Source organism: Alteromonas sp. H39, from assembly GCF_047556435.1.
Lineage (GTDB): Bacteria > Pseudomonadota > Gammaproteobacteria > Enterobacterales > Alteromonadaceae > Alteromonas.
The window spans coordinates 3,180,127-3,204,747 of record NZ_CP180210.1; the positions used below are offsets into that span (position 1 = coordinate 3,180,127).

Consider the following 24,621-nt stretch of genomic DNA (forward strand, 5'->3'; position numbering starts at 1 on the left):
ATTGAGATCTCCATTGTCTCCAGTTTATTGGAAATCTCATCAATGTCATGGTGTTATTTTGGGGGGAGAGGTCAGCCCTCTTCATTAGTGTGGTCTGGAACTAAAGAGTCATGAAGCTGATTCTCTAGATTATCAATCGTTGGTTGACTATGTATGAAGTTGAAATTATTAAAGAACTCCTCAGCCTCGGTCTTTCCACCTAACTGGGATTCAATAATTTTCAGGTGCTTACTTGGAATACTGAAAAGGTCGATCATTCCATTTTTCAAACACGCAGAGAATTCAGTGTCCGGCCTTCTATTTGTTATTAGCTCCGCATTTCCCAGTTGACTATTCTTAACCGCTTCAGTTAAATCTTTGGACCACTTTTGAATTAAAGAAGTGCCATTCCCTTTTCGATAGGTGAGCCAATCAAAACTAAGTGTAAGATCCTCTCTGTTCGCATCAATTGTGAACTTAACCTGGGTTAGCTCGTATTTTCCATCTGGTCTAAGGGCAATAACATCATCTAAACTAGTTACTTTTGCGTCAGGCAATGAGGTACTTTCTACTTTTACCCACTCATATTTATCCCTATCGTGGTACCAGTTAACCAATATCCTTATACATACTAAGTCCTGATACTCATACCCAAGACGAGTTAACTGAGTGCTTTTGATTGGAGAGCTCATGTGAGTTGGTATTCCTTGATTCTTATTATCTGTTACTGATGACACCATTTACAGTAAAGAAAAAGTTTCCTATAAAATCTAATATTCCTTTACATAATGAAGCTCAACAATGAAGACCATTACCTCTTTATGAAAAACTGTAGTTAATTTTTAAGATACTCTTTTTAAAACTATACAGGTTTATATCCTGAAATAAAAACAATCAAGTATTAACGCAGAAAGAATTACCTTATAAATTTAGCAGCAAATACATTGTGGTAGTTCATGAATAATTACCCAATAAAAAGGCGAACCATCAGGTTCGCCTTCTATACTTAGTTAGTTTCCAACTTCAATTTCAGTTTCCAACTTCGATTACGAGGTTTCCAACTTCAATTGTCGTTATCATCAGCTCACTCATCCCTATACGTATCGATGGTCGGGCATGAGCACATCAGATTTCTGTCACCATATACGTCGTCTATACGGTTAACACTTGGCCAGAACTTGTTGCGATGAACCTCAGGAGCCGGGTAAGCAGCCAGCATGCGATCGTAGCCACGGTTCCAGTCGTTATCGCAAATGTCTGCCAGCGTGTGCGGTGCATTGTGCAACGGGTTATCGGTGGCATCCCACTCGCCGCTTTCTACTTTCGCAATTTCCTTGCGAATGCTGATCATGGCGTTAACGAAACGGTCCAGCTCATATTTTGCTTCCGATTCCGTTGGCTCAATCATCAGCGTACCGGCTACAGGGAAGCTCATGGTTGGCGCGTGGAAGCCATAGTCGTTAAGACGCTTGGCAATGTCCATCTCGCTTACACCAGAGGCTTCTTTAAGCGGACGCAAATCGATAATACATTCGTGTGCCACCCGTCCGTTGCGGCCTTTGTAGAGCACGTCGAAGTGCCCTTCTAAAGACTTCGCCACATAGTTGGCATTCAGAATGGCCACTTCGGTCGCTTTGCGCAGACCTGCCGAGCCCATCATCTTAATGTACATGTAGCTGATAGGCAGGATAGACGCACTGCCCCATGGCGCTGCTGAAACTGCACCACAGTCTTTACCCGCGTTATTGATATTGATAACCGTGTGGTTTGGCAGGAAAGGCGCCAGGTGCGACTTCACACCAATCGGCCCCATACCCGGGCCACCGCCACCGTGCGGAATACAGAAGGTTTTGTGCAGGTTTAAGTGCGAGACGTCCGAGCCGATAAAGCCAGGTGAGGTAATACCAACCTGGGCATTCATGTTCGCGCCATCCATATAAACCTGGCCACCGTGCTCGTGTACGATGTCACAGATTTCACGAATGGTCTCTTCGTACACACCATGCGTAGACGGATAGGTGATCATCGCGCAAGACAGGTTGTCGCCCACGTCTTCGGCTTTTTTGCGAAGATCGTTAAGATCAACGTTACCGTTTTTATCGCAATCAACCACAACCACTTTCAGGCTCACCATTTGCGCAGATGCCGGGTTAGTGCCGTGGGCAGAGCTTGGGATAAGGCAAACGTTGCGATGCCCTTCTCCACGACTTTCATGGTAACGCTGAATAGCCAGCAGTCCGGCATACTCGCCCTGTGCGCCCGAGTTAGGTTGCATAGACAGCGCATCGTAACCGGTGATGTTAATCAGCCAGTCACTCAGCTCAGCAATCATTTCCTGATACCCTGCGGCCTGATCCACCGGGGCAAACGGGTGCATCTGACCAAACTCAGGCCAGGTCACCGGGATCATTTCAGCTGTCGCGTTCAGCTTCATGGTGCATGAGCCCAGTGAAATCATGGAATGGTTCAGGGCCAGATCTTTGTTTTCCAGCGACTTGATATAACGCAGCATTTCGGTTTCTGAGTGATACTGGTTGAATACTTCATGTGTCAGAATATCTGACGTGCGCTGCAGATCAGCTGGGATCGCTTGCTTGTTTTGCGTAGTGACTTCTGCGTCTAACGCATCCACGGTAAGACCATGGTCGTCGCCAAGAAGAACCGTTAGCAGGGTCTGGATGTCTTCGCGGGTAGTGGTTTCATCCATCGAGATACCCACCGCACCGTCTAAATCGGCACGCAGGTTTACGCCGGCTTCATAGGCGGCTTTCAGTACCGCGTCTTTGTTATCAACCAGCACGGTTAAGGTATCGAACCAGGTGCTGTGTTTCAGGCCGAGACCTTTTTGCGTCAGGCCCGACGCCAGAATATTCGTAAAGCGATGAATGCGCTGGGCGATAGTTTTCAGGCCTTCCGGTCCATGATAAACGGCATAAAACGACGCCATATTGGCCAGCAGTACCTGTGCAGTACAGATGTTGGAATTCGCTTTTTCACGGCGGATGTGCTGTTCGCGTGTTTGCAGCGCCATACGCAGTGCAGGACGTCCGCGGGAGTCTTTACTCACGCCGATAATACGACCAGGCAATGAACGCTTATAGCTGTCGCGAGTAGCAAAGAAAGCAGCGTGTGGACCACCATAGCCCATCGGTACACCAAAGCGCTGTGCACTGCCCAGCGCCACATCGGCACCCAGCTCGCCAGGCGATTTCAACATCACCAGGCTCATCAGATCGGCCGCGACTGACACAATCCCTTTTTTGGCCTGTACGGCAGCAATGATATCGCGGATGTCTTTAATTTCACCGGTAGTCGATGGATATTGCAGTAATGCACCAAATACGTCGTGCTCTGCCGCTTCTTCAGCCGGGCCAGACACAATGCCAAACCCAAACATTTCCGCGCGGGTTTCAACCACGTCTCGGGTTTGCGGGTGAACGTCGTCGGCGATGAAGTACAGGTTGGCTTTTTTGTTTTTCGACACGCGCTTAGACAGCGACATGGCTTCCGCTGCCGCGGTGCCCTCGTCCAGCAGTGACGCCGACGCCAGCTCCAGGCCAGTCAGATCAATAGTCAGTTGCTGGAAGTTCAGAATGGCTTCCAGACGGCCCTGCGCGATTTCCGGCTGATACGGCGTATAGGCGGTATACCAACCCGGATTTTCCAGTACGTTACGTAAAATCACATTCGGTACATGGGTATCGTAATAACCCATACCGATAAACGAGCGATTTACTGTGTTTTTCTGCGCTACGGCTTTCAGCGCTGCCAGTGCGTTGACTTCGGTCTCGCCCTCTCCCACTTCAATGGGTTTGTCCAGCTCGATACCGGCCGGTACGGTTTGAGACATCAAGTCGGCAAGCGATTCGGCACCAATGGTGTCCAGCATTGCCTGAATTTCCTGTTCGCCCGGACCAATGTGGCGGCGGGTAAATGCATTTTTCTGCTCTAGCTGAGCCAGTGTAGGAGAAGAATTCGACATAACGTTAGGTAAGCATCCGCAGTAGTAAAAAAGACAAAAGGGGCCACTTTGCCGCCCCTTTTATTTCATTGTTCAATTCGTGCCTGACGATTATTCGTCTTCGAGCGTGTTTTCGTAACCTTCGGCATCTAGCAAGGCTTCAAATTCAGACGCATCTGAGGCTTTAATTTTGAACATCCAGCCGTCACCGTAAGGGTCTGAGTTCACCAGCTCTGGTGAGTCTTCCAGCTCTTCGTTTACGGCAATCACTTCACCTGTAATTGGCGTGTACACGTCAGACGCCGCTTTTACTGACTCAGCAACTGCCACGTCATCGCCTGCGCTTACTTCATCACCCACATCCGGCAGTTCAACAAATACCATGTCGCCCAGCAGATCCTGTGCGTGCTCAGAAATACCTACAGTGTAAACACCGTCACCTTCCGGGCGAACCCATTCATGAGAGGCGGCGTAGCGTAAATCGTTAGGGATATTGCTCATAATTGTTCCTGCTCTTGTCTCTTAAATTTATAAAACACTTTTACCATTGCGAACGAAGCTGGGCTTAACCACTTTTACTGTAACCCACTTTTTACGCATTTCCACCTCTACGGTTTCACCGACACCGGCTGGAACTCGTGCCATACCGATGGCGTGTCCCAGCGTGGGTGAAAAGGTGCCGGACGTGATCACGCCTTCACCGTTTTCCGTCTTCACTTTCTGCCCGTGACGCAGTACGCCTTTCTCGGTCATCACCAGACCAATCAGCTTGTCGGTACCCGCTTCACGCTGAGCTTCCAGCGCCTTACGGCCCACAAAATCACGGTCGGCAGGTTCCCAGGTAATGGTCCAGCCCATATTGGCCGCCAGTGGCGATACGGTTTCATCCATATCCTGACCATACAGGTTCATCCCCGCTTCCAGACGCAGTGTGTCACGTGCGCCCAGGCCGCATGGTTTTACTCCAGCGTCCAGCAAGCCCTGCCAGAATGAAGCAGCTTGTGCTTCCGGTACCATAATTTCATAACCGGCTTCACCGGTATAACCGGTAGTGGCGATGAACAAGTCTTCCGCCTGCACACCAAAAAACGGTTTCATACCGGCAACGGCTTCTTTTTGTGCCGCGCTGAACAGCGTTGCCGCTTTCTCTTTAGCGTTTGGCCCCTGCACCGCAATCATGGCGAATTCCGGACGCTCAGTGATGGTCACGTCAAAGCTTTCGGCTTTGCTGCGCAGCCAGTTCATGTCTTTTTCGCGTGTGGCCGAGTTCACTACCAGACGATAGTTGGTTTCATCGAAGTGATACACGATGAGATCGTCTACCACACCGCCTTCTTCATTCAGCATGCCGCTATATAGCGCTTTACCTTTTTCTTTCAGCTTAGCCACGTCGTTGGCAAGGAGGTACTGAAGATAAGCTTTTGCCTGAGGGCCGGTGGCATCAACGATGGTCATGTGTGACACATCAAACATACCGGCGTCCTGGCGAACCGCGTGGTGCTCTTCAATTTGAGAACCGTAATTGATTGGCATATCCCAACCAAAGAAATCTACCATTTTCGCACCGGCTTCAAGATGCTTTGCGTGTAGGGCAGTCGTGCTGGTCATTCGACTCACTCTTTTAGTAATAAAAACGTTAGAGAGTATAGAAAGAGTGATGGTGTTCAACAAATTGGAATTTCTTATACATACATTTACATTTATAATGTATTCATCATCAAACATCAGAAAAGCAAATCTAATGAAGCAGCTATCACTGGATAATCTTCGCACGTTTGTCAGCGTGATTGAGCAAGGTGGCTATGCCAAAGCTGGTGAATGGCTGGGACGATCTCAGCCTGCTATCAGTCTGCAGATTAAAAAGCTCGAGGCACAGCTGGACAGAAAATTGTTCACCAAAGTCGGCCAGCGTCACCTGCCCAGCAGCGACGGCAACTGGCTGTACCCGAAAGCCAAAGAGATGCTGGAAATGAACGATGCGATATTCCGTAGTCTGACGCCTGCACCGTTAAGCGGGCGGCTTCGTCTGGGCATACCCAACGAATTTGCCTCTACCCTGCTGCCCGGGTTAATCGGTGAGTTCTCTAAACGCTATCCGGATGTGTCTTTGGAGGTCACGTCTGCGTTAAGCCGAGATTTATTGCATCCGGCACAGCGTGAACAGTTTGATTTGATCCTGGCGCTGGTTAATCCCAAAGAAGAGACCAAGGGCGAGTTGGTGTTAGAAGACGACGTGGTGTGGGTGGGCGATCCGGCCCGTCCGCTGGCCACGGACAGCATTTCTCTGGTACTGGCACCAGATGGCTGTATGTATCGCAGCCGCGTTATCGAGCAATTGAAGCAACAAACCCGGGCCTGGAAAATCACTTACACCAATGCAGACTTGTCCGGTCTGGTAGCAGCGATCCAGCAAGGACTGGGCGTTACCGCACTGGCCCGCTCCAGCCTGCCGCAAAACCTCACACCACTGAACCACCCGCTCTTGCCCCGACTGGGCAAAGTGAATATTTGCCTTTTTAATCAGGACACCCAGCACCCTGTGATAAGCAAAACGTTGTCAGAGTTTATTACCTCTAGACTGAAGGCGTCAGCCTGAGTCATGCAATTGCGCATGCTGGCGAAGGCTTGCGCACACAATCAGCGGCATAAACAACCTTCGCTGTCGACGCAGTATCAGTTTGAGCTCTTCCGTAGCATTTCTGGTTGCTTCAGAGCATAAAAAAGCGATGTATTGCTACATCGCCTTTGCTCATGTTCTTAAGGTTATACTGCCAGAGGCACGAGTGCCCCAATCGGGTTATCCAGACTTTCCGGTGGTTCGGTAAACCAGTGCGGGCCCTTCTCTCCCATATAAATGCAGTCTTCCAGCCGCACGCCGAATTCTCCTGGCAAATAAATACCTGGCTCGTTGGAGAAACACATCCCCTGTTGCAGTGGTGTACTCTCTCCACGCACAAAGTTCACACTCTCGTGACCTTCCATGCCTATGCCATGTCCGGTACGATGTGATAACCCCGGCAACGCATAGTCTGGCCCAAAGCCTTTTTGCTCGTACACTTTGCGAACCGCATCATCAACGCTGCCCGCAGTGGCGCCAATCTTGGCGGCCGCAAAAGCCACCCGCTGTCCTTCACGAACGAGGTTCCATATTTTTCTTTGTTTATCGCTTGGCTCGCCAAACACAAATGTCCGGCTGATATCTGACTGATAACCATGTACGCTACAGCCGCTGTCCATCAACACCACAGAGCCTTTTTTGATTATCTGCTCCTGACGGGTGCCATGCGGATAAGCACTGGCCTCATTAAATAATGACAAGCACCAGGTATTTTGGCCGCCGAGACGCTGTTGCGCGCCGTTCATCAGGGTTTTCACATCGGACTGGGACATGCCTTCCTGTAGCTGTTCATACACATGCTGATACGCGCGAAGTGTGATTTCATTGGCTTTGTGCATCAGTGCCAGCTCATGTGGCGTTTTCATCATGCGACAGCCTAGGGTGACAGGGTCCGCCGAGACATGGTTAAACCGGCTGCCGGCTTTCATCACGCCGCTTAACACGAAATAGCGCACAGTACTTTCAAAACCGATATTGCCAGAGGCAATATCGCGCTGTTTAAGCACATCCACCACCAATGCATAAGGGCTTTCATGCTCCTGCCACACGTGAATATCCCCCTCAATCTGCAACGACTCTTCCACACTGGGCTTCTCAAAAAATGGCGTAACCACCGCGACCGGTCCCGACTTGGGAATAATAAGCGCAGTCAATCGTTCGCTTCGCCACCATTGGATGCCGGAAAAATAATCCATGGCAGCACCCGGCTCAATCACCAGTGCATCAATATCGTGCGTTTTCATCAGCGTTTGGGCTTTGCCAATACGGGCTTCCCGTTCCTTAGCATTAACCGGTTTTACCGTTCCTGTGATATCGGTCAGCCGGGCGCCGGTAGGAAAGTCTTTGGCTTGCTGTGCGTTAACGGTAAAAGGGGTTGCCATAGCGGCCAGCCCGACACCGGAAAATTTAAGAAAATCGCGTTTATTCATGAATCAGTCCATTGGTGGAGATAGGTCTATCTTTCAGTATTCAGCGCGCGGATGCAACTTCGCCTTGATCTGCTTTGCGTAGCATCAGTCAATTTGAAAGTACAGCTACGCCTGAGGTGACGTACCCCGGTGACTTTTCTTCTGTAAGCGGTGCGATAAAGGATTATAGTTGATAATACAGAACAGTTAACGAGAGCGTCGGTAAACGGTTATCACGGCGCTGATACTTTCATGCAGTAAAGGCCTGGACGCTAACCTGTGGTAACAGAACTTGGCGAGGCGCTGACGCTGGAAAGAGAACGATGCCTCGCCTACTCAAGGTAAAGAGGCTTACAGCCCCATCGCCTGCGCAACCCAGCGGTCTTTCAGACCAGGCAACGAATCTGTCGCCACCAATCCCACACCGCGGATCAGTTTTTTTAATGGATCATCACCACCAAAGAGTTGCTTGAAGCCCTCCATCGCCGCAATCATTTTTACAGCCTCGGCTTTTCGTGCCCGTTCCCAGGGGCGCAGGTAACGTGTGCGATGAATTGGTTTCCCGGCGGCTTCCAGTTCACTAAGAATCTCAGCAAGCGCAAAAGCATCCTGCATGCCCAGATTAGCTCCCTGCCCGGCGAGAGGGTGAATGGTGTGTGCTGCATCACCCAAAATCAGACCACCTTGTTTTAACCACTGTCTTGCGTAACGCATTACCAGTGGAAAATGGAAGCGCTCGGTGTCCAGGGACATGGTTCCCAACGCCGCGTTACAGGTAGCTACCAGGGCAGCACAAAACGCATTGTCATCTAAGTCCAATAGCGCGGCGACATTGTCTTTTTCCTGCGACCAGACAATAGAAACCAGATTCGGATCTGCCATTGGCAGCAGCGCCAGCGGGCCGCTGGGCGTGAATACCTGGCGCGCCACGCCACCATGGGGCTCATCACATCGCAGATTTGCCACAATCGCAGTATGACCATAGTCTTTGAATGTCAGCGGGAACGCGGCCTGATTGCGTACGAAAGAGTTTGCACCATCGGCTCCAACCAACAGCTTGCAGGCGATAGCGTCATTGTTTTCGAGCATAACAACGGTTTGTTCGTCGCCCCACAAAATACGGTTGATTGTGGTTTCTGTAACAGTGACATTCGCCTGAGAGCGAACCTGGGTAGCCAACGCATTCACCAAAGCCTGGTTTTCAACAATATGACCCAGATTTTCGGTTTGGGTATCGGCGGCATCAAAGGCAATGCGGCCAAAACTGTCTTTGTCCCATACCGCCATTTGCGTATAAGCGCATAGCCGGGATTGCGGAATGTGTTGCCATACTTCCAGTGCATTAAGTTTGTCTGCATTACGCTTATTGATTGCGCTTACCCTTACGGTTGGCGAATCAGGCAGTGTCTGTGACAGCGATGTGTCGCTGACGATCGCAACAGAAAGTTCGGTGTTTTTTAGCGCACTGACCAGCGACAGGCCAACCATTCCACCACCGACAATAAGCACATCTACATTTTGCATAATTTGTTTTATTTCACTGTTAAACGTTGAGTGGCATCACCGCAAGTCACGGCTTTTGCGTTCATTCCATTATCCGCGTTATGTCTGACGGCCATAGCCTGTGGTGAGGCGCACAAACTCCTGACTTACAGCAGGTAGTAAGTCCAGGGTCAATAACCCGAGGTTCCGTCCGGCAAGAAAAGGAAAATACCGGTTTGAAAAAATACGCACCAACGCGTCGGTTAGTTTCACTGTAGTTTGCCTGTCACCTTCCCTGCAGTGTCGGTATTTATCAAGAACAGAATACGCTCCAGGATCCTCAGTATCAACGGTGCTGTTTACAAGTCCTATTACGTCACGCAACCCCAGGTTAAAGCCCTGCCCGGCTATCGGGTGCAATGTTTGCGCGCTGTTGCCCACCACGACGCAGCGGTGCGAGATGAGCTCGCGCGTGGTATTAAGTATGAGCGGATACGAGTCCCGGGGGCCCACCTGTGTGATTCGGCCCTGCCGATAACCGAATGTCTGTTGCAGTTCGTTAGTGAAGCGCGCATCCGAGAGTGAAGTCAGTTCATCACGTTGCTCACTTGCTACCGTCCACACAACCGAGAAGCCATGCCCTTTACGGGTCTGGTCCCCAAAGTCTGCCGGGTATGGTAAAAATGCCAGCGGCCCCTGCTCGGTAAAACGCTCAAAGGCGTTTCCTGAATGAGGCTCGCTGGTTTGCACATTACAAATGATCGCACACTGTCCATACGGGGATTGCTCACGGGTGAAGCCAGCCTGTTCGGACAAGCCCGAGCGTCCGCCATCAGCAAGCACACAGAGGTCGGCGGAAACCTCGTCACCGCTTGCCAGCGCCAGCGACACCTTATCGTGTTGTTGTGTCAGCATAGAGACCGTGTCTGGAGCAACATGCGTAAAGCGCGGGCTATCCAGAAAAGACGGCAGTAGTTCACCCAGTGCCGATAACGAAACCACCTGACCAAACGCCGGAATGTTGTAATTCGCCGCCGTCAGTTCGCAAAATCCTGCAGCTCCTTTATCTGTGACCTGAATGTGTTTGATGGGCTCCGGCGAGGCAGCGGCAAGAGTAATGCCTAGTCCGGCTAGTTCATTCACGGTTCGCCTGGATAACGCAATTACCCGGTTATCAAAACCTGGCGCAGGCGTATCATCGGCAGGATTATGGGCGTCAATCAGGGTGACATTGAAAGGCGTTTTTGCCAACAGACCGGCTGCCAGCACTGACCCAACGACACCGCCCCCTACTATCACCACATCCTTTTTATCCACGCTTATTGCTTCTCCATTAACGCTTCGATATCTATAATTTGTTTAGGTACATCAGCGGTTAAGATATCTACTCCCGTTGCAGTGATCACCACATCATCCTCAATCCGCACGCCAATGCCTTTGTATTGCTCGGGGATATCTGCATGTTCCGGCAGGTAGATTCCGGGCTCGATGGTGATAACCATGCCAGGCTTAAGCGGTCGGTCTTTGCCATTGATTTTGTAATCGCCCACATCATGAACGTCTAGCCCCAGGTAATGCCCCAGACCGTGCATATAAAACTGCCGCCATGACTGCGATTCCAGATTTTCACTCACCGCGCCTTTGAGAATGCCAAGCGTGATCAGACCGTCGGTAATCACCTCCGCGCTGTGATGCATTAGCTCGTTCAGCGTGACGCCTGGCCCCACCATAGCAAGCACACTTTCCTGTGCTTTTAGTACCAGTGAATAGATATCTTTCTGAGGCGCCGTAAATTTGCCGTTCACAGGGAAGGTTCGCGTAATATCAGCAGCATACCCCTGAAATTCAGCGCCGGCGTCGATCAGAATCAAATCACCGTCACTAATTTGCGCATTATTCTCTGTATAGTGAAGAATGCAGGCATTTTGACCACTCCCCACTATTGTGCCATACGCCGGTGACCGCGCGCCCGCCATGGCAAACTCATGATGAAGTTCCGCTTCAAGCTGGTACTCGTAACAGCCAGGATGCGCAAACTGCATGGCACGTTTATGGGCGGATGCTGTGATTTGTGCGGCAGCGCGCATCACAGCCACTTCACAAGCAGATTTAAACACCCGCATTTCATGTAATATTGGACGGACATCTTCTATAGAAAGCGGCGCAAGGTTCTCTTTTGGCGCACTTCTGAGCATATCCAGAACGGCGAATACCGCCTCGTCGGCCTGGGTAAACTCACCCTGAGCGAAATACACATGTTTGTGCCCGCTCATCCATTCATGCAGCGCCTGTGGTAATTGCTCCAGTTCGCATGCCTCGTCCAGACCAAACTGGTTGAGGGCTTCCTGTGCGCCTAAGCGCCGCCCCTGCCAGACTTCAGCGTCAGGATCTTTGCCCTGGCACACCATGGCACGAAAATTAGATTGATAACGAGGATGGTTTGACAATACCAGCCAGGTATCAGGCTCGTTGAACCCGGTGAGATACCAGAAATCGCTGTGCTGACGAAACACGTACTCGGTGTCACGGCTTCGGGTTACCAGCGATGCGGCCGGGATCAGACAAATACTGTACGGGCGACATTGCGCCAGAAGACGGTCCTGTCGGGTCGTAAATTCCTGCTGACTGATCATAACGGTCCTTTTGCAATTAATGTACTGACGGCTTGCCCGGCTGATCTTCCAGCAAAGACTGACCGAGTTCGCTGTAGCACAGCAATGCCGAAATTTTTACGTACTCTATCACTTCATCCAGCGCCCGCTCAGACTCTTCGTCATCGCTCATGGGCTCTTCCATTCGCGCGATATCGGCGAAATCCTGCAATGCCTCACGCACATCATCAGAACACTGCATCAGGTCTTGCTGATACAGTCCGAAGCCCAGCATAAAGCCGTGCACCCAGCTTATCAGTGCGGCGCCCCGGTCATTAATTGGCGCTTTGTCATCGGGTAGCATTAATTGCAGCGCAAATTCGGCTTCCAGGAGTTGTTGACCGGTCTGATTGAAAAGATGGGTAAGTAGTTGTTCGGCTTCCTGATTAAAAGGGTCGCCGGAGTTTGTGGTGTCGCTAAGCGCTTCCAACCACTTCTGATCTGTAATCGACATTCCGCCAGCCATCATGCCGCACAGTATGCCGTGAATTTCAGCGGCGTCGACTTTCACGCCCTGCTGAGACAAACGGTTAGTCACACCGTCGTAATCAAGGAAATTTTCCACGCAATACACCCTTTAGTCATTTGTGCACATGGTATCAAAGTCGGTATCGAAAACCTATCTGCGCAGGGCATCTCCAGCGCATTGCCGGTAATTTTATTGCCGCCGGATAACGCTGGTATTAGCATGCTAATACATCTTCCTCTCGTCCGCGACCTGCACTAACAGCACACTCAGTGCGCCCGATATCGACGCCGGAAACAGGCACTTTGCCGCGGGAGGTATCCCCATACATAGCCAGATAAGCGACTTTTGGATGTCATCCATCCTGACGCGCCTAAGATATAAGCAAACACACTGATTATTTGTGGCTTTGGGGTTGGCACATCCGTCGACGATGCTTTAAGATCACCCACTCAATAAGGACATTTCTGTAGGGACAGTGATTAGCTATCCGCTTTTCACCTTCCTTACACCATCAGGTCTTGTAATGTGTTGCTGCTACAGCGATACTAAACCTGACCATTTGGTCAAAAAAAATGAAGCAGTAGCTTCTCACATTTCGCAACATCGTATGAAATTGGTTGTCGCTTGTCGTTTCCGGTGATCTACTTCACCGCCGACTGCGTTTGTTATACCCTGTTGCGTTACGCACTATAACAATGCCTTCTGGGATATTTGCCAGTTCATTCATGTCCCTGGCCGATGCTTTACCTTTAGGAAGTTGAGATCGTAACTATTGTGCAAGCTCGGCATTTGTACCGAGAAGCCTACGGTTACGGCGATTCTTCCGCCCTGAACTTTTCGGTTCACGGGCGAAAAATGAACAGCGGTATTCTGGAAGGCGCCCTCTTTCGACGGAAGAAGAAATGGCGATAATAAATTTTGGATCGATAAATATCGATCATGTCTATCAGGTTGATCATTTCGTTAAACCTGGTGAAACACTTGCCTCAACCGACTACCAGCAACTGCTTGGTGGGAAGGGTGCTAATCAGTCTATTGCTCTGGCTCAGGCCGGTGCTGACGTACGCCACGTAGGTAGTGTTCACGAAAACGATGCCTCCTTTAAACAGTTCCTGATCAAAAAAGGCGTAGATTGCCGTGGTGTGAAGTGTAACGACACCCCATCCGGTCACGCTATTATTCAGGTCACACCCAGTGGCGAAAATGCGATTGTATTGTTTGGTGGCGCAAACCAAACAATCACGCCCGACACCGTGCGTTACGCATTGAATGACACCAGCTCATCAGACTGGGTGCTGACGCAAAACGAAACCAGCAGTATCGCTGATGTACTGACCCAGGCTAAAGAAAAGCAGTTAAAAGTCGCTTTTAACCCGGCCCCGATGAGTGAGTCAGTGAAAGCCTTGCCGCTGGATTGCGTCGATTTGCTTATTGTCAATGAAACAGAAGCTGCGGAAATTACCGGTGAAAGCGAGCTGGACAACATCATCAGCTACTTTAATAAGCACTGGCAACATGCTGAGGTGATCATTACCTTAGGTAAAGCTGGCGTATTAATGCTGCGGGACGGAGAAACCATTCAGGTGGACGCATTTGTCGTGGACGCTATCGACACCACGGCTGCCGGCGATACATTTATTGGGTACTTCTTATCGGCCTACTGCAATCATACTGACGCCAAACAGGCTCTGAAACGTGGCTGTGCCGCTTCAGCCATTGCGGTGACCCGCGAAGGCGCAGCGCAATCCATCCCGACACAACAGGAAGTTGACCGCTTTCTTGCAAAGCACGGCAAATAACGAGAACAGCAAGAGATTCTTATGACACACAAAATAATTCTTGATACGGATCCGGGTATCGATGATGCCATGGCCATTTTTTTCGCCTTTCAGTCACCAGACATTGAGGTATTAGGACTAACCACCGTTTTTGGAAACGTGCCCGTTTCTATGTCAGCGCAAAATGCACTGACACTGTGTGAACTGGCTGAACAAGACATTCCGGTCACTAAAGGTGTCGGCATGCCATGGGTGGGGCCGGAGTCTACCTACGCCCACTTCGTGCACGGTGATTACGGTTTCGGTCATATCAAACCAGAGGCGCCAAAACGTGAACTGGATCCACGCAGCTCTGCACAGTTTATTGTGGATATGGCACGTAAATATCCTGGCGAAATCACGTTGGTTGCGATTGGTCCGTTAGGCAATCTGGCACTGGCCCTTCGCCTTGAGCCAGAGCTTCCTAAACTGGTTAAGGGCGTCAGCATTATGGGCGGCGCGGCGTTTGTGCGAGGCAACGTCACACCGGTAGCAGAAGCCAATATATGGAACGATGCGCACGCTGCAGAAATTGTGTTTGCGGCCGACTGGGACCTGACTATGTTTGGCCTGGATGTGACTAACGATGTACCGTTTGCACCCACGTTCGTTGATGTGCTTGCCGAGAAAAACCCGAAACTGGGTAGCTTCGTACAGGAAACCGCACAATTTTACATGGACTTTTATTCACAAAACCGTGAAGACAGAGTGTGCTTTTTCCACGATGCCTTCCCTATTGCGCATTTAATTCATCCTGAACTGTTTGAGCTGACCGAAGGCCATGTTCGCGTAGGCACAGGGCTGCTTGATCGTGGGCAAACTATGGTAGCGCCTGCGGGCACCACGCCAAGCCCGCTGTGGAATGAGGCCAATACCATAAAGGTTGCCACAAAAGTAGATCACGCCAAGCTGGAACAATTGTTCATTGATACTTATGCTTTATAATTCATAAGGTCGACGTGTTGAAAAGGGCCGCAGGCCCTTTTTTTGTGCTTCGATTGCAATAATGGCGCTACTCACCCAGATAAATGTGCAAATAAAATAGCCATCTGCCAAACTGATGTGCATTATCTTTTCTATGACAAGCGAGGTTCCGCGGTATGCAATCAGCCCCAATTCCTGATGACGAAGCACAACGCCTGGCTGAATTGTTAAGCTACGATATTCTGGATACAGAGGCCGAGGCTTTGTTCGACGAGATTACGGCACTGGCTTCTCAAATTTGTGAAAGCCCTATTGCTTTGATCAGCCTTATAGACCCTGATCGTCAATGGTTTAAATCCAAAGTGGGACTGGATGCGAACGAAACCTCGCGACAGATCGCTTTCTGTGCTCACGCAATTTTGCAAAACGAAGTATTTGAGGTGTCAGATACGCATAATGACCCCCGCTTCGAGGACAACCCGCTGGTTACCGGCTCTCCCAACATCCGCTCATATGCAGGCGCACCACTGATTACGCCTTCAGGTCACGCTATCGGCACCCTTTGTGCCATTAGCGATGAACCTCATAAGCTCACCGATTTACAAAAGCAGGCGCTTACTACGCTTAGTCATTCCGTCGTCGCCCAACTGGAGCTGCGCCGGAAAAATCGAGAGCTGGAACGCGCCAGCCAGTTTAAATCGGACTTTTTATCTTACGTAAGCCATGAGGTTCGAACGCCGCTAAATGCAATTAATACTTTTTCCAGGCTGCTCGAAGAAGAAGCACATACGGCAAAAATGCCAGCGATGTTCCGTCAATCGCTGGGCCATATCCGCCAGAGTGGTGAACGTTTGCTGGACATTGTGAACTCAGTACTGGACGTAAAGCAGATAGAGGCGGGTAAAATGAAGCTCCTGCCCCGTCCGGTCAGCACCGATAATTTTTTTGTTCACCTGTTTTCGCTCATCAGGGTGCGTGCTCAGGAGTGTGGTATCCACTTTCAAACGCACATTGATGATTCGTTGCCAGAGGTGATTGAACTGGACGACACTAAGTTTGGACAAGTCGCACTGAATATACTGACCAATGCCATAAAATATACCAGAACAGGCAATCACGTCAGGACGCAGATCACGTTCAGAGATAACAGACTCAAACTGGTAGTGAAAGACGAAGGGATTGGTATCAGTGATGAAGATCAGAAGCGACTCTTCCAGCCTTTTGAGCGCATGGATAATGCCTCTCAGTTTGATGGCACCGGCTTAGGACTAATGATCACGCGAAAGCTGGTAGAGCTGATGAACGGCACTATCCGCCTTGTCAGTCAGCTTAATGAAGGAACAACAGTCGTTGTAGAGGTACCGGTTAAAACACTGCATAACACGACACTGGTCAACGAAAGCGGCCCTGCCTTCGCCCAACAGCTAGACATAAGACCCGGCGCCAGCGTATTGATTGTCGAAGACAATGAAATCAATCAGGCGGTCATTAAGGCTTTGCTGGACAAGCTTCAGGTTCCACATACTATTGTAGATAGTGGAGAGGCGTGCCTTATTCTGCTTCAGAATACCCTACCAGATCTCATACTAATGGACCTGAACCTGCCAGGCATATCAGGCAAAGACACCACCCTACAGATAAAAAAGCAGTATCCCTCGCTGCCGGTAGTGGCGCTAACCGCAGACGTTATCGCCGATAACAATGCATTGCTGGCGCTGGGCATGGAAGCGGTTCTGACCAAGCCGGTTGAAACCGCAGATTTAGTTCGTACACTCAATACCTATCTGAACCACGAGCAGTAAGGCATGACATACAGCCGCGCACAATGGCGTAAAACCTTTCGCGAAGCCCGCAACAATCTGTCTGCAAAGGCGCAACAACAGGCAGCTACTGCCGTCGCTCAACGCCTCTCGGTGCTTCCTGAAATTCGTGATGCCAGTCGCGTCGCCACCTACCTGGACAATGACGGTGAAGTGTCACTGGCGGCGTTGATTAGCTTACTTCAGGCCAGAGACATTGCTACCTCGCTGCCGGTTTTACACCCGTTTTCAGGCAAACACTTATTGTTCCTGGACTACACACCTCTCTCATCTATGAAGAAAAACCGGTTCGGGATCCCCGAGCCAGAATTGCGCTGCCAGGATATCCGACTGCTGGAAGAACATCAGGTTATTCTGATGCCACTGGTTGGCTTTGACAGCAAGGGAAACCGTCTAGGAATGGGCGGCGGTTTTTATGACCGCACCCTGGCAAAGCTTAACGAACGTATGATGGCCCCCCTACTGGTTGGCGTTGCGCATGATTGCCAGCAAGCAGACGCGCTTCCGGTTATGCATTGGGATATCCCCCTAAATGCGATAGTAACTCCGACCCAGACAATCAGGATATCGCAGCCCTGATTTCTTTACTCACCTTGCAGTGTTTTTGCGGTACACTTTGCACTTATTTGCTAACCCGGTAGGAAAGGCTCCATGGATCAGAATGCAAAGAAGAAGGCCGTAGCAGAAGCGGCAATTGACTATATAACACCCGACACCATTATTGGCGTAGGAACCGGATCAACAGTTAACTTTTTCATTGATGCGCTGGCCGATATAAAACACGATTTGGCAGGTGCGGTATCAAGCTCAAAAGCGTCAACTGAGCGTTTGAAGGCACTCGGCATTGAAGTATTTGAGCTAAATGATGTCGACAGTTTGTCGGTGTATGTAGACGGTGCCGATGAAGTCACAGAGCACAAACATATGATTAAGGGTGGCGGCGCCGCGCTGACCCAGGAAAAAATTGTCAGTGCGGTGGCCAAGGCGTTTATTTGTATTGTCGATGACAGTAAACGGGTGCCGATGTTGGGCAGTTTCCCGCTACCGGTGGAAGTGATCCCGATGGCGCGCTCGTATGTTGCCCGTGAACTTGTCAAACTCGGCGGCGACCCATCTTATCGCATGGGTGTGGTCACCGATAATGGCAACATTATTCTTGATGTGCACAATCTGGAAATTCTTGACCCGGTGGCGATGGAAAAAGCGATTAATAATATTCCCGGTGTAGTGACCAACGGTATTTTTGGCATTCGCGGGGCAGATACCGTATTGGTTGCCACTGACAATGGCGTAGAACGCTACTAAATCTGGCATTCACGCCACCAGCGCTATTAGCCGACATCATGGATGGTCGCCCATTTTCATAGATGCGTGCAAAAATAGCGCTTTTCTCGTCATTAAATTTCTGTTATTTTGCGTTTAGACGTCCAGATGGCTCTTTGATATATTTTCGTCATTGCAGTTACTGCCAGTAACGCCAAATTACTTTAATCCCTCTTTCAATTGAGAAGCGAGTTCATGAGCAAAGTTTCACTACCCAAGGATAAAATCCGCATTCTGCTGTTAGAAGGCGTGCATCACAGTGCACTGGAAACCTTCAAGAACAACGGCTACACGAATATTGAATACCTCAAAACGTCGCTGCCTGAAAACGAGCTGATTGAAAAAGTGAAAGATGCCCACTTTATCGGCCTTCGCTCACGCACGCAGATTACCGATAAGGTGGTGGATGCCGCACAGAAGCTAGTGGCTGTTGGCTGTTTCTGTATTGGAACCAACCAGGTAGACCTTAATGCCACACAGATTCGCGGCATACCGGTTTTTAACGCCCCGTTTTCCAATACCCGCTCTGTAGCCGAGCTGGTGCTGGGACAATTGATTTTGTTACTTCGCGGTGTTCCCTCCAAGAATGCGAAAGCGCATCGTGGAGAGTGGGAAAAAAGCGCGGTAGGCTCTTATGAAGCTCGCGGTAAAACGCTGGGGATTATCGGTTATGGTCACATTGGAACTCAGCTGAGTATTCTAGCCGAGCATTTAGGTATGCGTGTGCAGTTTTTCGACATCGAAGACAAACTGGTGTTGGGTAACTCTACACAGGTAAAAGATCTCACTACACTTCTTAATACCTCAGATGTAGTGTCGCTGCATGTACCGGAAACCCAGCAGACGCAAAATATGATTGGGAAAAAAGAACTGGCTGCAATGAAACCTGGCAGTATTCTCATCAATGCTTCGCGTGGCACAGTGGTTGACATTGATGCGCTGGAAGAGGCGCTGGAAAGCGGGCACCTAAATGGCGCAGCCATTGATGTATTTCCCGTAGAACCGAAGTCAAACGACGAGGAGTTCCAATCGCCGCTTCGTCGTTTTGACAATGTTATTCTGACACCGCATGTGGGGGGAAGCACCCAGGAAGCCCAGGAGAATATCGGCATTGAAGTGGCAGGTAAGATGGCAAAATACAGTGATAACGGTTCAACCCTTTCAGCTGTCAATTTTCCGGAAGTGTCTTTGCCTGAGCACACTGGACGGTCACGCTTGCTACATATCCACCACAACCGCCCAGGGGTACTAACCCAAATCAACAAAACGTTCGCCGAAAAAGGCATCAATATTGAAGCGCAGTACCTGCAAACCAATTCTGAAATCGGCTATGTTGTGGTTGATGTAGAGTTTGATCGCGCCTACGACGCGCTTGCCGAAATTCAGCAAATCGACGGTACAATCAAAACCCGTATCCTGCACTAAGCAGTTTTCAGAAGGCTCAGTACCGTTTCGAGCACAGGATCAAAAAAGGCTGCCTCCGGGCAGCCTTTTTTATAACCAATACAGCTGGCATTCAGCCAGGCACGAGCTACATCATTTCTAGAAAAAGTTGTATACCAGTGTCACTGCAGTTTCGGTATCCAGCTTCTCTACATCGCTATCAACGTTTGAGTTATGGTCAAGCTTAATCGACAGTTTCATTGACAAGTTACCGCTTATCGTCGCTGTCAGGGCACTCTCCGCTCGCGATTTAGTGTTATCCGCACCAACCTCGGTACTAACTGTTTGCGTAAACTTTGCAGTGTCAGAAATCAACCATTGATATGCCGCTGAAGCACGAACAATCATGCCGTTTTGCTCTTCGCCTTCCTGCGTTTCCGCAAACGCGTAACCCGGACCAATTGAGTATTCGAAAGACTGGGTATCAGTTTCATACAACTTATGGTTCCAACCGGTTGCCAGTGTAGCCTGATAGTCAAAGTTGCTTAACCGGTCATCTTCATAAGATGCGAAGCCGAACAAACGATAATCAGGATTATCCAGTTTGTAGTTGCCCTGTGCCGAGGCGAAGAACTTCTGTGCTGACGTGCGTTCTTCTTCAATACCGTCTGTTTCTACGGTTTCTTTTTTGTATAGCCCCTCAATGTTGTAATCATTACTCCATTGCGCAAGCTCCTGATGGGCAGTTACACCCGCACTGATCGATGTCGTTTCTGTGTTACCGGTAGTGAAGATGAAACCCATCTCCCCTTCCATGGTAAACGGCTTCATTTTGTCCTGCGCAAACGCAGCAGGTGAAGCGGCAAGAGTCAGCAGTGACGCAGCGAGAAGTGTCTTATTCATGTGTGTTCCTTTAATTGGTCGATCCAGGGGCTGAACGCCAGTAGCAGACTGCTTCCTGACTGGGTTCGGTCAATATTATTTTGGCGTATGTTAGCGGACACACCAGGAATAGCAATAATGCGTGCCCGATATCTTGCACATTCTGTCCCGAGTGGTTAAAAAAACTGGTAAACCAATGCGACGGACGTTTCTGTGTTCAGCGGATCAACACCTTCGGCAGCGTCGGTCTCATGATTCAGGATCACAGACAGTTTCATGGCCAGTGAACCAAACAAGTTCGCCGAAATTGAGGTTTCTGAACGCGATTTGGTGTTGTCCTCGCCAGTTTCTGTGCTAACAAACTGGCGTAATCTGGCTCCGGATGGCCAGCGATATCGGTACTCTGCTGACGCTCTAATTATCACCCCGTTATTCACACTCGTTGTGGTACCCGGCTCTGCGGAAATAAACGCATACCCCGGACCAACGCTGTAGCGAAATTCACTCTCTTCGCTTCGCCACAATCGCTGGGACCAGCCTGCCGCCAGCGAGGCTCGATAATCGTAGCCGTTGAACGCATCGTTTTCGTAATCACTGTACATAAAAAACCGCTGGCCAGGATGATTCAGCTTATAGTCGAATTGTGCGTAACCAAAAAAACGCTGAGCAGTTTTTTCCCGTGTTGTTTCACCATCGGCTGATACCTCGCTTTCTTTGTAAAGCAGTTCAGCAAAGTAACTGTTGCTCCAGTGCATCGTCTCCTGTTCGGAGGTGATTCCCGCTTTCAGAGAGGTGGTATCTGTGTTGCCGGTCGCGGCCAGGATCCCCACTTCGCCATCCAGGGAAAAATGTGGCACATCATCGTCTGCGTCAGGGACAAAGTCAGCATGATAAAGAGTTTGAATCAGATTTCTGTCACTGGCATTAGCCACAGCGTGAAAAGCCAGGCATACAATAGCCAGCGAGCAAAGGACAATATTTTGCTTCATAGCGTTCTTTTATATTTTTAGCGCACCGTTTTTATCGTCCTTCCCTGGCGACTTATTTTTCCCTTACTGAATGAGTACAGCCACCTTATTGGCTTCTTTATTGGCAAACATCACGGCATTGCCTAACGTTTCACCTTCTACCTTTACACTATTGGCTATTTCAGGTGGGAAAAGTTCAATATTCCCATACTGCTCTTTTTGATTTTCGCGCAATGTGATCCGCCTTGCAAAGGCAAGCAAGGCGATATCGATTTCTGCCCGCATTTTTTCAGGCAAGTGCATTTTTTTAACCGGATAAAACAGCGGTAGTGGCAGCTTCCAATTCTCCATAATAGTACCGCTGCACTCATTGAAGGTAAAACCAAAATGTTTGCGTTGTTTTTCTTCAGGTAGCCCAGGATGAGGGTCATCTTTATAAGCGATGTATTTTTCAGGCGCACACTTAGCCGCCACCAGCTCGCCAAAGTTCTGCAATATCCCCATTACAAAAAATCGCTCACTAGCGCGTATTTTTGAATGCTTGGCCAGGTATTTAGCGGTCATTCCGCAATACACAGACTGGTACCAGTGCTTATCGAGCTCAATTAATTCTGTGTCAAAATGCTTAAATGCACTGTTTGCTGTTTCGGCTACGACTAAATTATAAAGCGCTTCTCCGCCTATCACACTGACCGCCTTTGCGATGGACTCGATCTGTGAGGGGAATCGAAATAGCGCACTATTCGCCAGTCTGAGCACTTTGGCCGTCAGTGACGGATCAACACTGATCATCTGGCCAATATCATTCGCATCTGACCGGGGGTCGTCCAAAATATCCCGAATGCGCAGGCAAATATCCGGCATGGCGAAAGATTGCGTGGCATACGAAACAAATTTGGTCATCGACATAGGGGAAATCCTTCATACTGAGTTAGCGCCATTATAACAATGATGAACCAAAACACAGCCTGAACACTAACCATTAAAGATATTTTTCAATACCTTTTGCATGCTAGTGCACTTCTGACATCAGCGTTGTATGTATCTTCCACACACTACCATTGCGCTCACGCCGTGTCGTTCTGCAAACATAAAACGTTCGTAACGTCTGGCACGCATCATGTTATATGCGTAAGGTGTAACCACTGCCTCTCTGGAAAATTCATATGAATGAATTTGAATTAGTTGCCGATCTTTACCGACAAATTGCCTTTAGCGCGGCGATTCTGGGTGGTTTTGCCATGACGTACCTGAGTACCTTGATCACTGCGGCTGGGAAGCGCGCCAGAGTGCTGCCATTCACCATCGGCGCAATGGCTGTAGCAGCAACCCTACTGGTTGTTGCAACACTTGGCGCGACGTTGTTGTTAATGTCAGTCCAGCAACTCAGCTTAACGTTTCAGTTTGACCGCTGGCCTGAAGCCCTGGTGCGCAGTAAATGGATAGCTGAGTTGTCTTTTTTCACCGGGCTCCTTGCACTGATGGCAGGTATTGGACTGAGCGGATTTATAAAAAGCCGTAATGTTGGCTATCTGACTGCTGGTAGCGCCATTTTCGGGCTTTTGCTGCTGTCGTTCGTATTTCTTCCGACTTTCTGATACCACTCATTACGTTGTATTGGCGTTTACTGCGCATGTTGCTAACTCACAGCTTTTTTCATCGCAATGCTTTCATCGCTTTTGACCGCGCAAACTCTATGGTAACCGATTACGCTTAGCGTGCCCTAGTCGGTCTCATCGCTGCCAAACAGATCCTGCTGCACCGGTGCGGTTACCTGGGGCTCTGACACCTGATGTTGCTTGCGTTCATGAGCCTGTTTGCGCCGCTGGCATGCGGAGATGATTTTCCTGCGGGTCGCATCATCCACTTTTAACCAATACAACCGCTCATCCCGGCTTCGGAAACAGCCCACACAGTATCCGCGCGATCCCGACTGGCAAACACCAATACACGGACTTGGCACCGCGAAAAATTCGAGTTGTGAGGATGCCGGCAGCGGCTTCTGTTGCATTGCAATGACAATCTGTTATTGGTCAACGGTTGCACAGTATAGCCGGTTGAGAGCCAAACTCATACTGTGCAACTATTCAGCATTAGTCAGTCAGCGTGTACTCTATCGTCGATACTACGCGGACTTTTTTGATGTGTGGATGATGTGTGTCGCGGTCCGATATTGAAAACTGCCCCTGATTTGCGCGGCGTATCTTGCCCAGTTGGCTTTGCGAGTCACTGGCAAACTTCAACGCCACTTCTCTGGCGTTTACAGTCGCTTCTTCAATCATCACTGGCTTGACGTCATTCAGACGTGTAAACACATACTGTGTTTGCGCGTCATAATTTTGCGTGGAAAGTACGATCCCCTCTTTTAACAAGCTTCCGATGGAAGTCATAACCTTGCGCACGCTATTCACATCACTGGAATACACGGTCACGGTTTGTATCGCACTATACCGGAATTCGGCGCGAGGGCCCCCGCCGTATTGCTGCGCCAGCTTGTCAGTAATTTGTGGCTGGCCTACGGTAATCTCATCTTCACTGATACCACCCTGCGTCAGAAACTGTTTCACCTTTCCGGCATGCGTATCCAGTTCGTCGTAAAGCGCAGGTAACTCGTTGCCAGCCTCAACAAACTGTATCGGCCAGATTACCTGGTCTGCCAAATACTCGCGCTCTGACAATCCTTTCACAGTAACCACGCGATCCCAGGTTTTAAAGGTAATCAGCGCATCAGATAATAGCCAGCCGGCTATTCCCAATCCGCCAACCATTCCCAATGCCAGTATGCTTGCTCCGGTTCTGGACATACTTGTTCCTCTTATCGTTTGTTGCTTATACCTGTGCAGTCGGCAAATCGATGGTCTGACATGGTGTTTTTCTCCGATTGCAGTTGCGGTTATCTATGTAGTACACCACAGCATAACCAGTAATAGAGACTG

23 protein-coding genes and 1 other RNA gene are annotated in these 24,621 nt (G+C 49.6%); 9 read left to right on the plus strand and 15 right to left on the minus strand.

What is annotated here, in order from left to right; translation table 11 throughout:
* Positions 1–71: 71 nt before the first annotated feature.
* From ACLBLI_RS13940 to gcvT, 4 genes are all read right to left on the minus strand, one after another.
* The gene (locus ACLBLI_RS13940) at positions 72–671 is read right to left on the minus strand and encodes a hypothetical protein (protein WP_414828195.1); all 600 of its coding nucleotides are present in this window, start codon (positions 669–671) and stop codon (positions 72–74) included.
* Between the two features lie 392 nt (positions 672–1,063).
* The gene (gene gcvP / locus ACLBLI_RS13945) at positions 1,064–3,961 is read right to left on the minus strand and encodes an aminomethyl-transferring glycine dehydrogenase (protein ID WP_414828196.1); all 2,898 of its coding nucleotides are present in this window, start codon (positions 3,959–3,961) and stop codon (positions 1,064–1,066) included.
* Positions 3,962–4,051: 90 nt separating this feature from the next.
* Positions 4,052–4,441 (minus strand): glycine cleavage system protein GcvH, encoded by a 390-nt coding sequence (gene gcvH / locus ACLBLI_RS13950; RefSeq protein WP_414828197.1) that lies wholly within the window; start codon positions 4,439–4,441, stop codon positions 4,052–4,054.
* Between the two features lie 27 nt (positions 4,442–4,468).
* Positions 4,469–5,548: a glycine cleavage system aminomethyltransferase GcvT gene (gene gcvT, locus ACLBLI_RS13955; protein ID WP_414828198.1), complete on the minus strand. Its 1,080-nt coding sequence runs from the start codon at positions 5,546–5,548 to the stop codon at positions 4,469–4,471.
* A gap of 133 nt (positions 5,549–5,681) precedes the next feature.
* Between gcvT and ACLBLI_RS13960 the strand changes: the two genes are divergently transcribed.
* Entirely contained in the window at positions 5,682–6,536 is an 855-nt protein-coding gene (locus ACLBLI_RS13960; RefSeq protein ID WP_414828199.1) for a LysR family transcriptional regulator, read from the plus strand.
* A gap of 167 nt (positions 6,537–6,703) precedes the next feature.
* Here the strand turns inward: ACLBLI_RS13960 and ACLBLI_RS13965 are convergent, their stop codons facing one another.
* The 6 genes from ACLBLI_RS13965 to ACLBLI_RS13990 form a co-directional block, all read right to left on the minus strand.
* Positions 6,704–7,987, minus strand: coding sequence for a M24 family metallopeptidase (locus ACLBLI_RS13965; RefSeq protein ID WP_414828200.1), 1,284 nt, complete (start codon positions 7,985–7,987; stop codon positions 6,704–6,706).
* A 330-nt stretch (positions 7,988–8,317) separates the two neighbouring features.
* Positions 8,318–9,490, minus strand: a complete 1,173-nt coding sequence (locus ACLBLI_RS13970) for an FAD-dependent monooxygenase (RefSeq protein ID WP_414828201.1) — start codon at positions 9,488–9,490, stop codon at positions 8,318–8,320.
* Positions 9,491–9,568: 78 nt separating this feature from the next.
* The gene (ubiH, locus tag ACLBLI_RS13975; protein ID WP_414828202.1) at positions 9,569–10,765 is read right to left on the minus strand and encodes a 2-octaprenyl-6-methoxyphenyl hydroxylase; all 1,197 of its coding nucleotides are present in this window, start codon (positions 10,763–10,765) and stop codon (positions 9,569–9,571) included.
* A 2-nt stretch (positions 10,766–10,767) separates the two neighbouring features.
* The gene (pepP, locus tag ACLBLI_RS13980; protein ID WP_414828203.1) at positions 10,768–12,081 is read right to left on the minus strand and encodes a Xaa-Pro aminopeptidase; all 1,314 of its coding nucleotides are present in this window, start codon (positions 12,079–12,081) and stop codon (positions 10,768–10,770) included.
* A 16-nt stretch (positions 12,082–12,097) separates the two neighbouring features.
* Positions 12,098–12,664, minus strand: a complete 567-nt coding sequence (locus ACLBLI_RS13985; protein ID WP_414828204.1) for a UPF0149 family protein — start codon at positions 12,662–12,664, stop codon at positions 12,098–12,100.
* A 126-nt stretch (positions 12,665–12,790) separates the two neighbouring features.
* A complete protein-coding gene (locus ACLBLI_RS13990) occupies positions 12,791–12,928 on the minus strand; it encodes a hypothetical protein (RefSeq protein ID WP_414828205.1) in 138 nt (45 codons plus the stop codon).
* Positions 12,929–13,264: 336 nt separating this feature from the next.
* On the opposite strand from ACLBLI_RS13990, the gene ssrS reads away from it, so the two are divergent.
* The 7 genes from ssrS (at position 13,265) to serA (ending at position 19,877) form a co-directional block, all read left to right on the plus strand.
* Positions 13,265–13,449: non-coding RNA, 6S RNA (gene ssrS, locus ACLBLI_RS13995), on the plus strand.
* 21 nt (positions 13,450–13,470) lie between these two features.
* Entirely contained in the window at positions 13,471–14,367 is an 897-nt protein-coding gene (locus tag ACLBLI_RS14000) for a ribokinase (protein WP_414828206.1), read from the plus strand.
* 21 nt (positions 14,368–14,388) lie between these two features.
* A complete protein-coding gene (locus ACLBLI_RS14005; protein WP_414828207.1) occupies positions 14,389–15,330 on the plus strand; it encodes a nucleoside hydrolase in 942 nt (313 codons plus the stop codon).
* 155 nt (positions 15,331–15,485) lie between these two features.
* The gene (locus ACLBLI_RS14010) at positions 15,486–17,111 is read left to right on the plus strand and encodes an ATP-binding protein (protein WP_414828208.1); all 1,626 of its coding nucleotides are present in this window, start codon (positions 15,486–15,488) and stop codon (positions 17,109–17,111) included.
* Positions 17,112–17,114: 3 nt separating this feature from the next.
* Entirely contained in the window at positions 17,115–17,708 is a 594-nt protein-coding gene (locus ACLBLI_RS14015) for a 5-formyltetrahydrofolate cyclo-ligase (protein ID WP_414828209.1), read from the plus strand.
* 72 nt (positions 17,709–17,780) lie between these two features.
* A complete protein-coding gene (rpiA, locus tag ACLBLI_RS14020) occupies positions 17,781–18,434 on the plus strand; it encodes a ribose-5-phosphate isomerase RpiA (RefSeq protein WP_414828210.1) in 654 nt (217 codons plus the stop codon).
* Between the two features lie 213 nt (positions 18,435–18,647).
* On the plus strand, positions 18,648–19,877 hold the full coding sequence (gene serA / locus ACLBLI_RS14025) for a phosphoglycerate dehydrogenase (RefSeq protein ID WP_414828211.1): 1,230 nt from the start codon (positions 18,648–18,650) through the stop codon (positions 19,875–19,877).
* Between the two features lie 117 nt (positions 19,878–19,994).
* On the opposite strand, the gene ACLBLI_RS14030 is transcribed toward serA, so the two are convergent.
* From ACLBLI_RS14030 to ACLBLI_RS14040, 3 genes are all read right to left on the minus strand, one after another.
* Complete coding sequence (locus tag ACLBLI_RS14030) at positions 19,995–20,738, minus strand: YdiY family protein (RefSeq protein WP_414828212.1); 744 nt, start codon at positions 20,736–20,738, stop codon at positions 19,995–19,997.
* A gap of 155 nt (positions 20,739–20,893) precedes the next feature.
* The gene (locus ACLBLI_RS14035; RefSeq protein WP_414828213.1) at positions 20,894–21,706 is read right to left on the minus strand and encodes a YdiY family protein; all 813 of its coding nucleotides are present in this window, start codon (positions 21,704–21,706) and stop codon (positions 20,894–20,896) included.
* Positions 21,707–21,769: 63 nt separating this feature from the next.
* On the minus strand, positions 21,770–22,594 hold the full coding sequence (locus ACLBLI_RS14040; protein WP_414828214.1) for an HDOD domain-containing protein: 825 nt from the start codon (positions 22,592–22,594) through the stop codon (positions 21,770–21,772).
* 257 nt (positions 22,595–22,851) lie between these two features.
* Here ACLBLI_RS14040 and ACLBLI_RS14045 point away from each other — a divergent pair, with 257 nt between their 5' ends.
* Positions 22,852–23,283 carry a hypothetical protein gene (locus tag ACLBLI_RS14045; protein WP_414828215.1) on the plus strand — a complete coding sequence of 144 codons (432 nt, stop codon included), beginning with the start codon at positions 22,852–22,854 and terminating at the stop codon, positions 23,281–23,283.
* A 125-nt stretch (positions 23,284–23,408) separates the two neighbouring features.
* Here ACLBLI_RS14045 and ACLBLI_RS14050 read toward each other — a convergent pair whose 3' ends face one another.
* Positions 23,409–23,696, minus strand: a complete 288-nt coding sequence (locus tag ACLBLI_RS14050) for a DUF1289 domain-containing protein (RefSeq protein ID WP_414828216.1) — start codon at positions 23,694–23,696, stop codon at positions 23,409–23,411.
* Positions 23,697–23,778: 82 nt separating this feature from the next.
* Positions 23,779–24,489 (minus strand): SIMPL domain-containing protein, encoded by a 711-nt coding sequence (locus ACLBLI_RS14055; RefSeq protein ID WP_414828217.1) that lies wholly within the window; start codon positions 24,487–24,489, stop codon positions 23,779–23,781.
* Between the last annotated feature and the right edge of the window lie 132 nt (positions 24,490–24,621).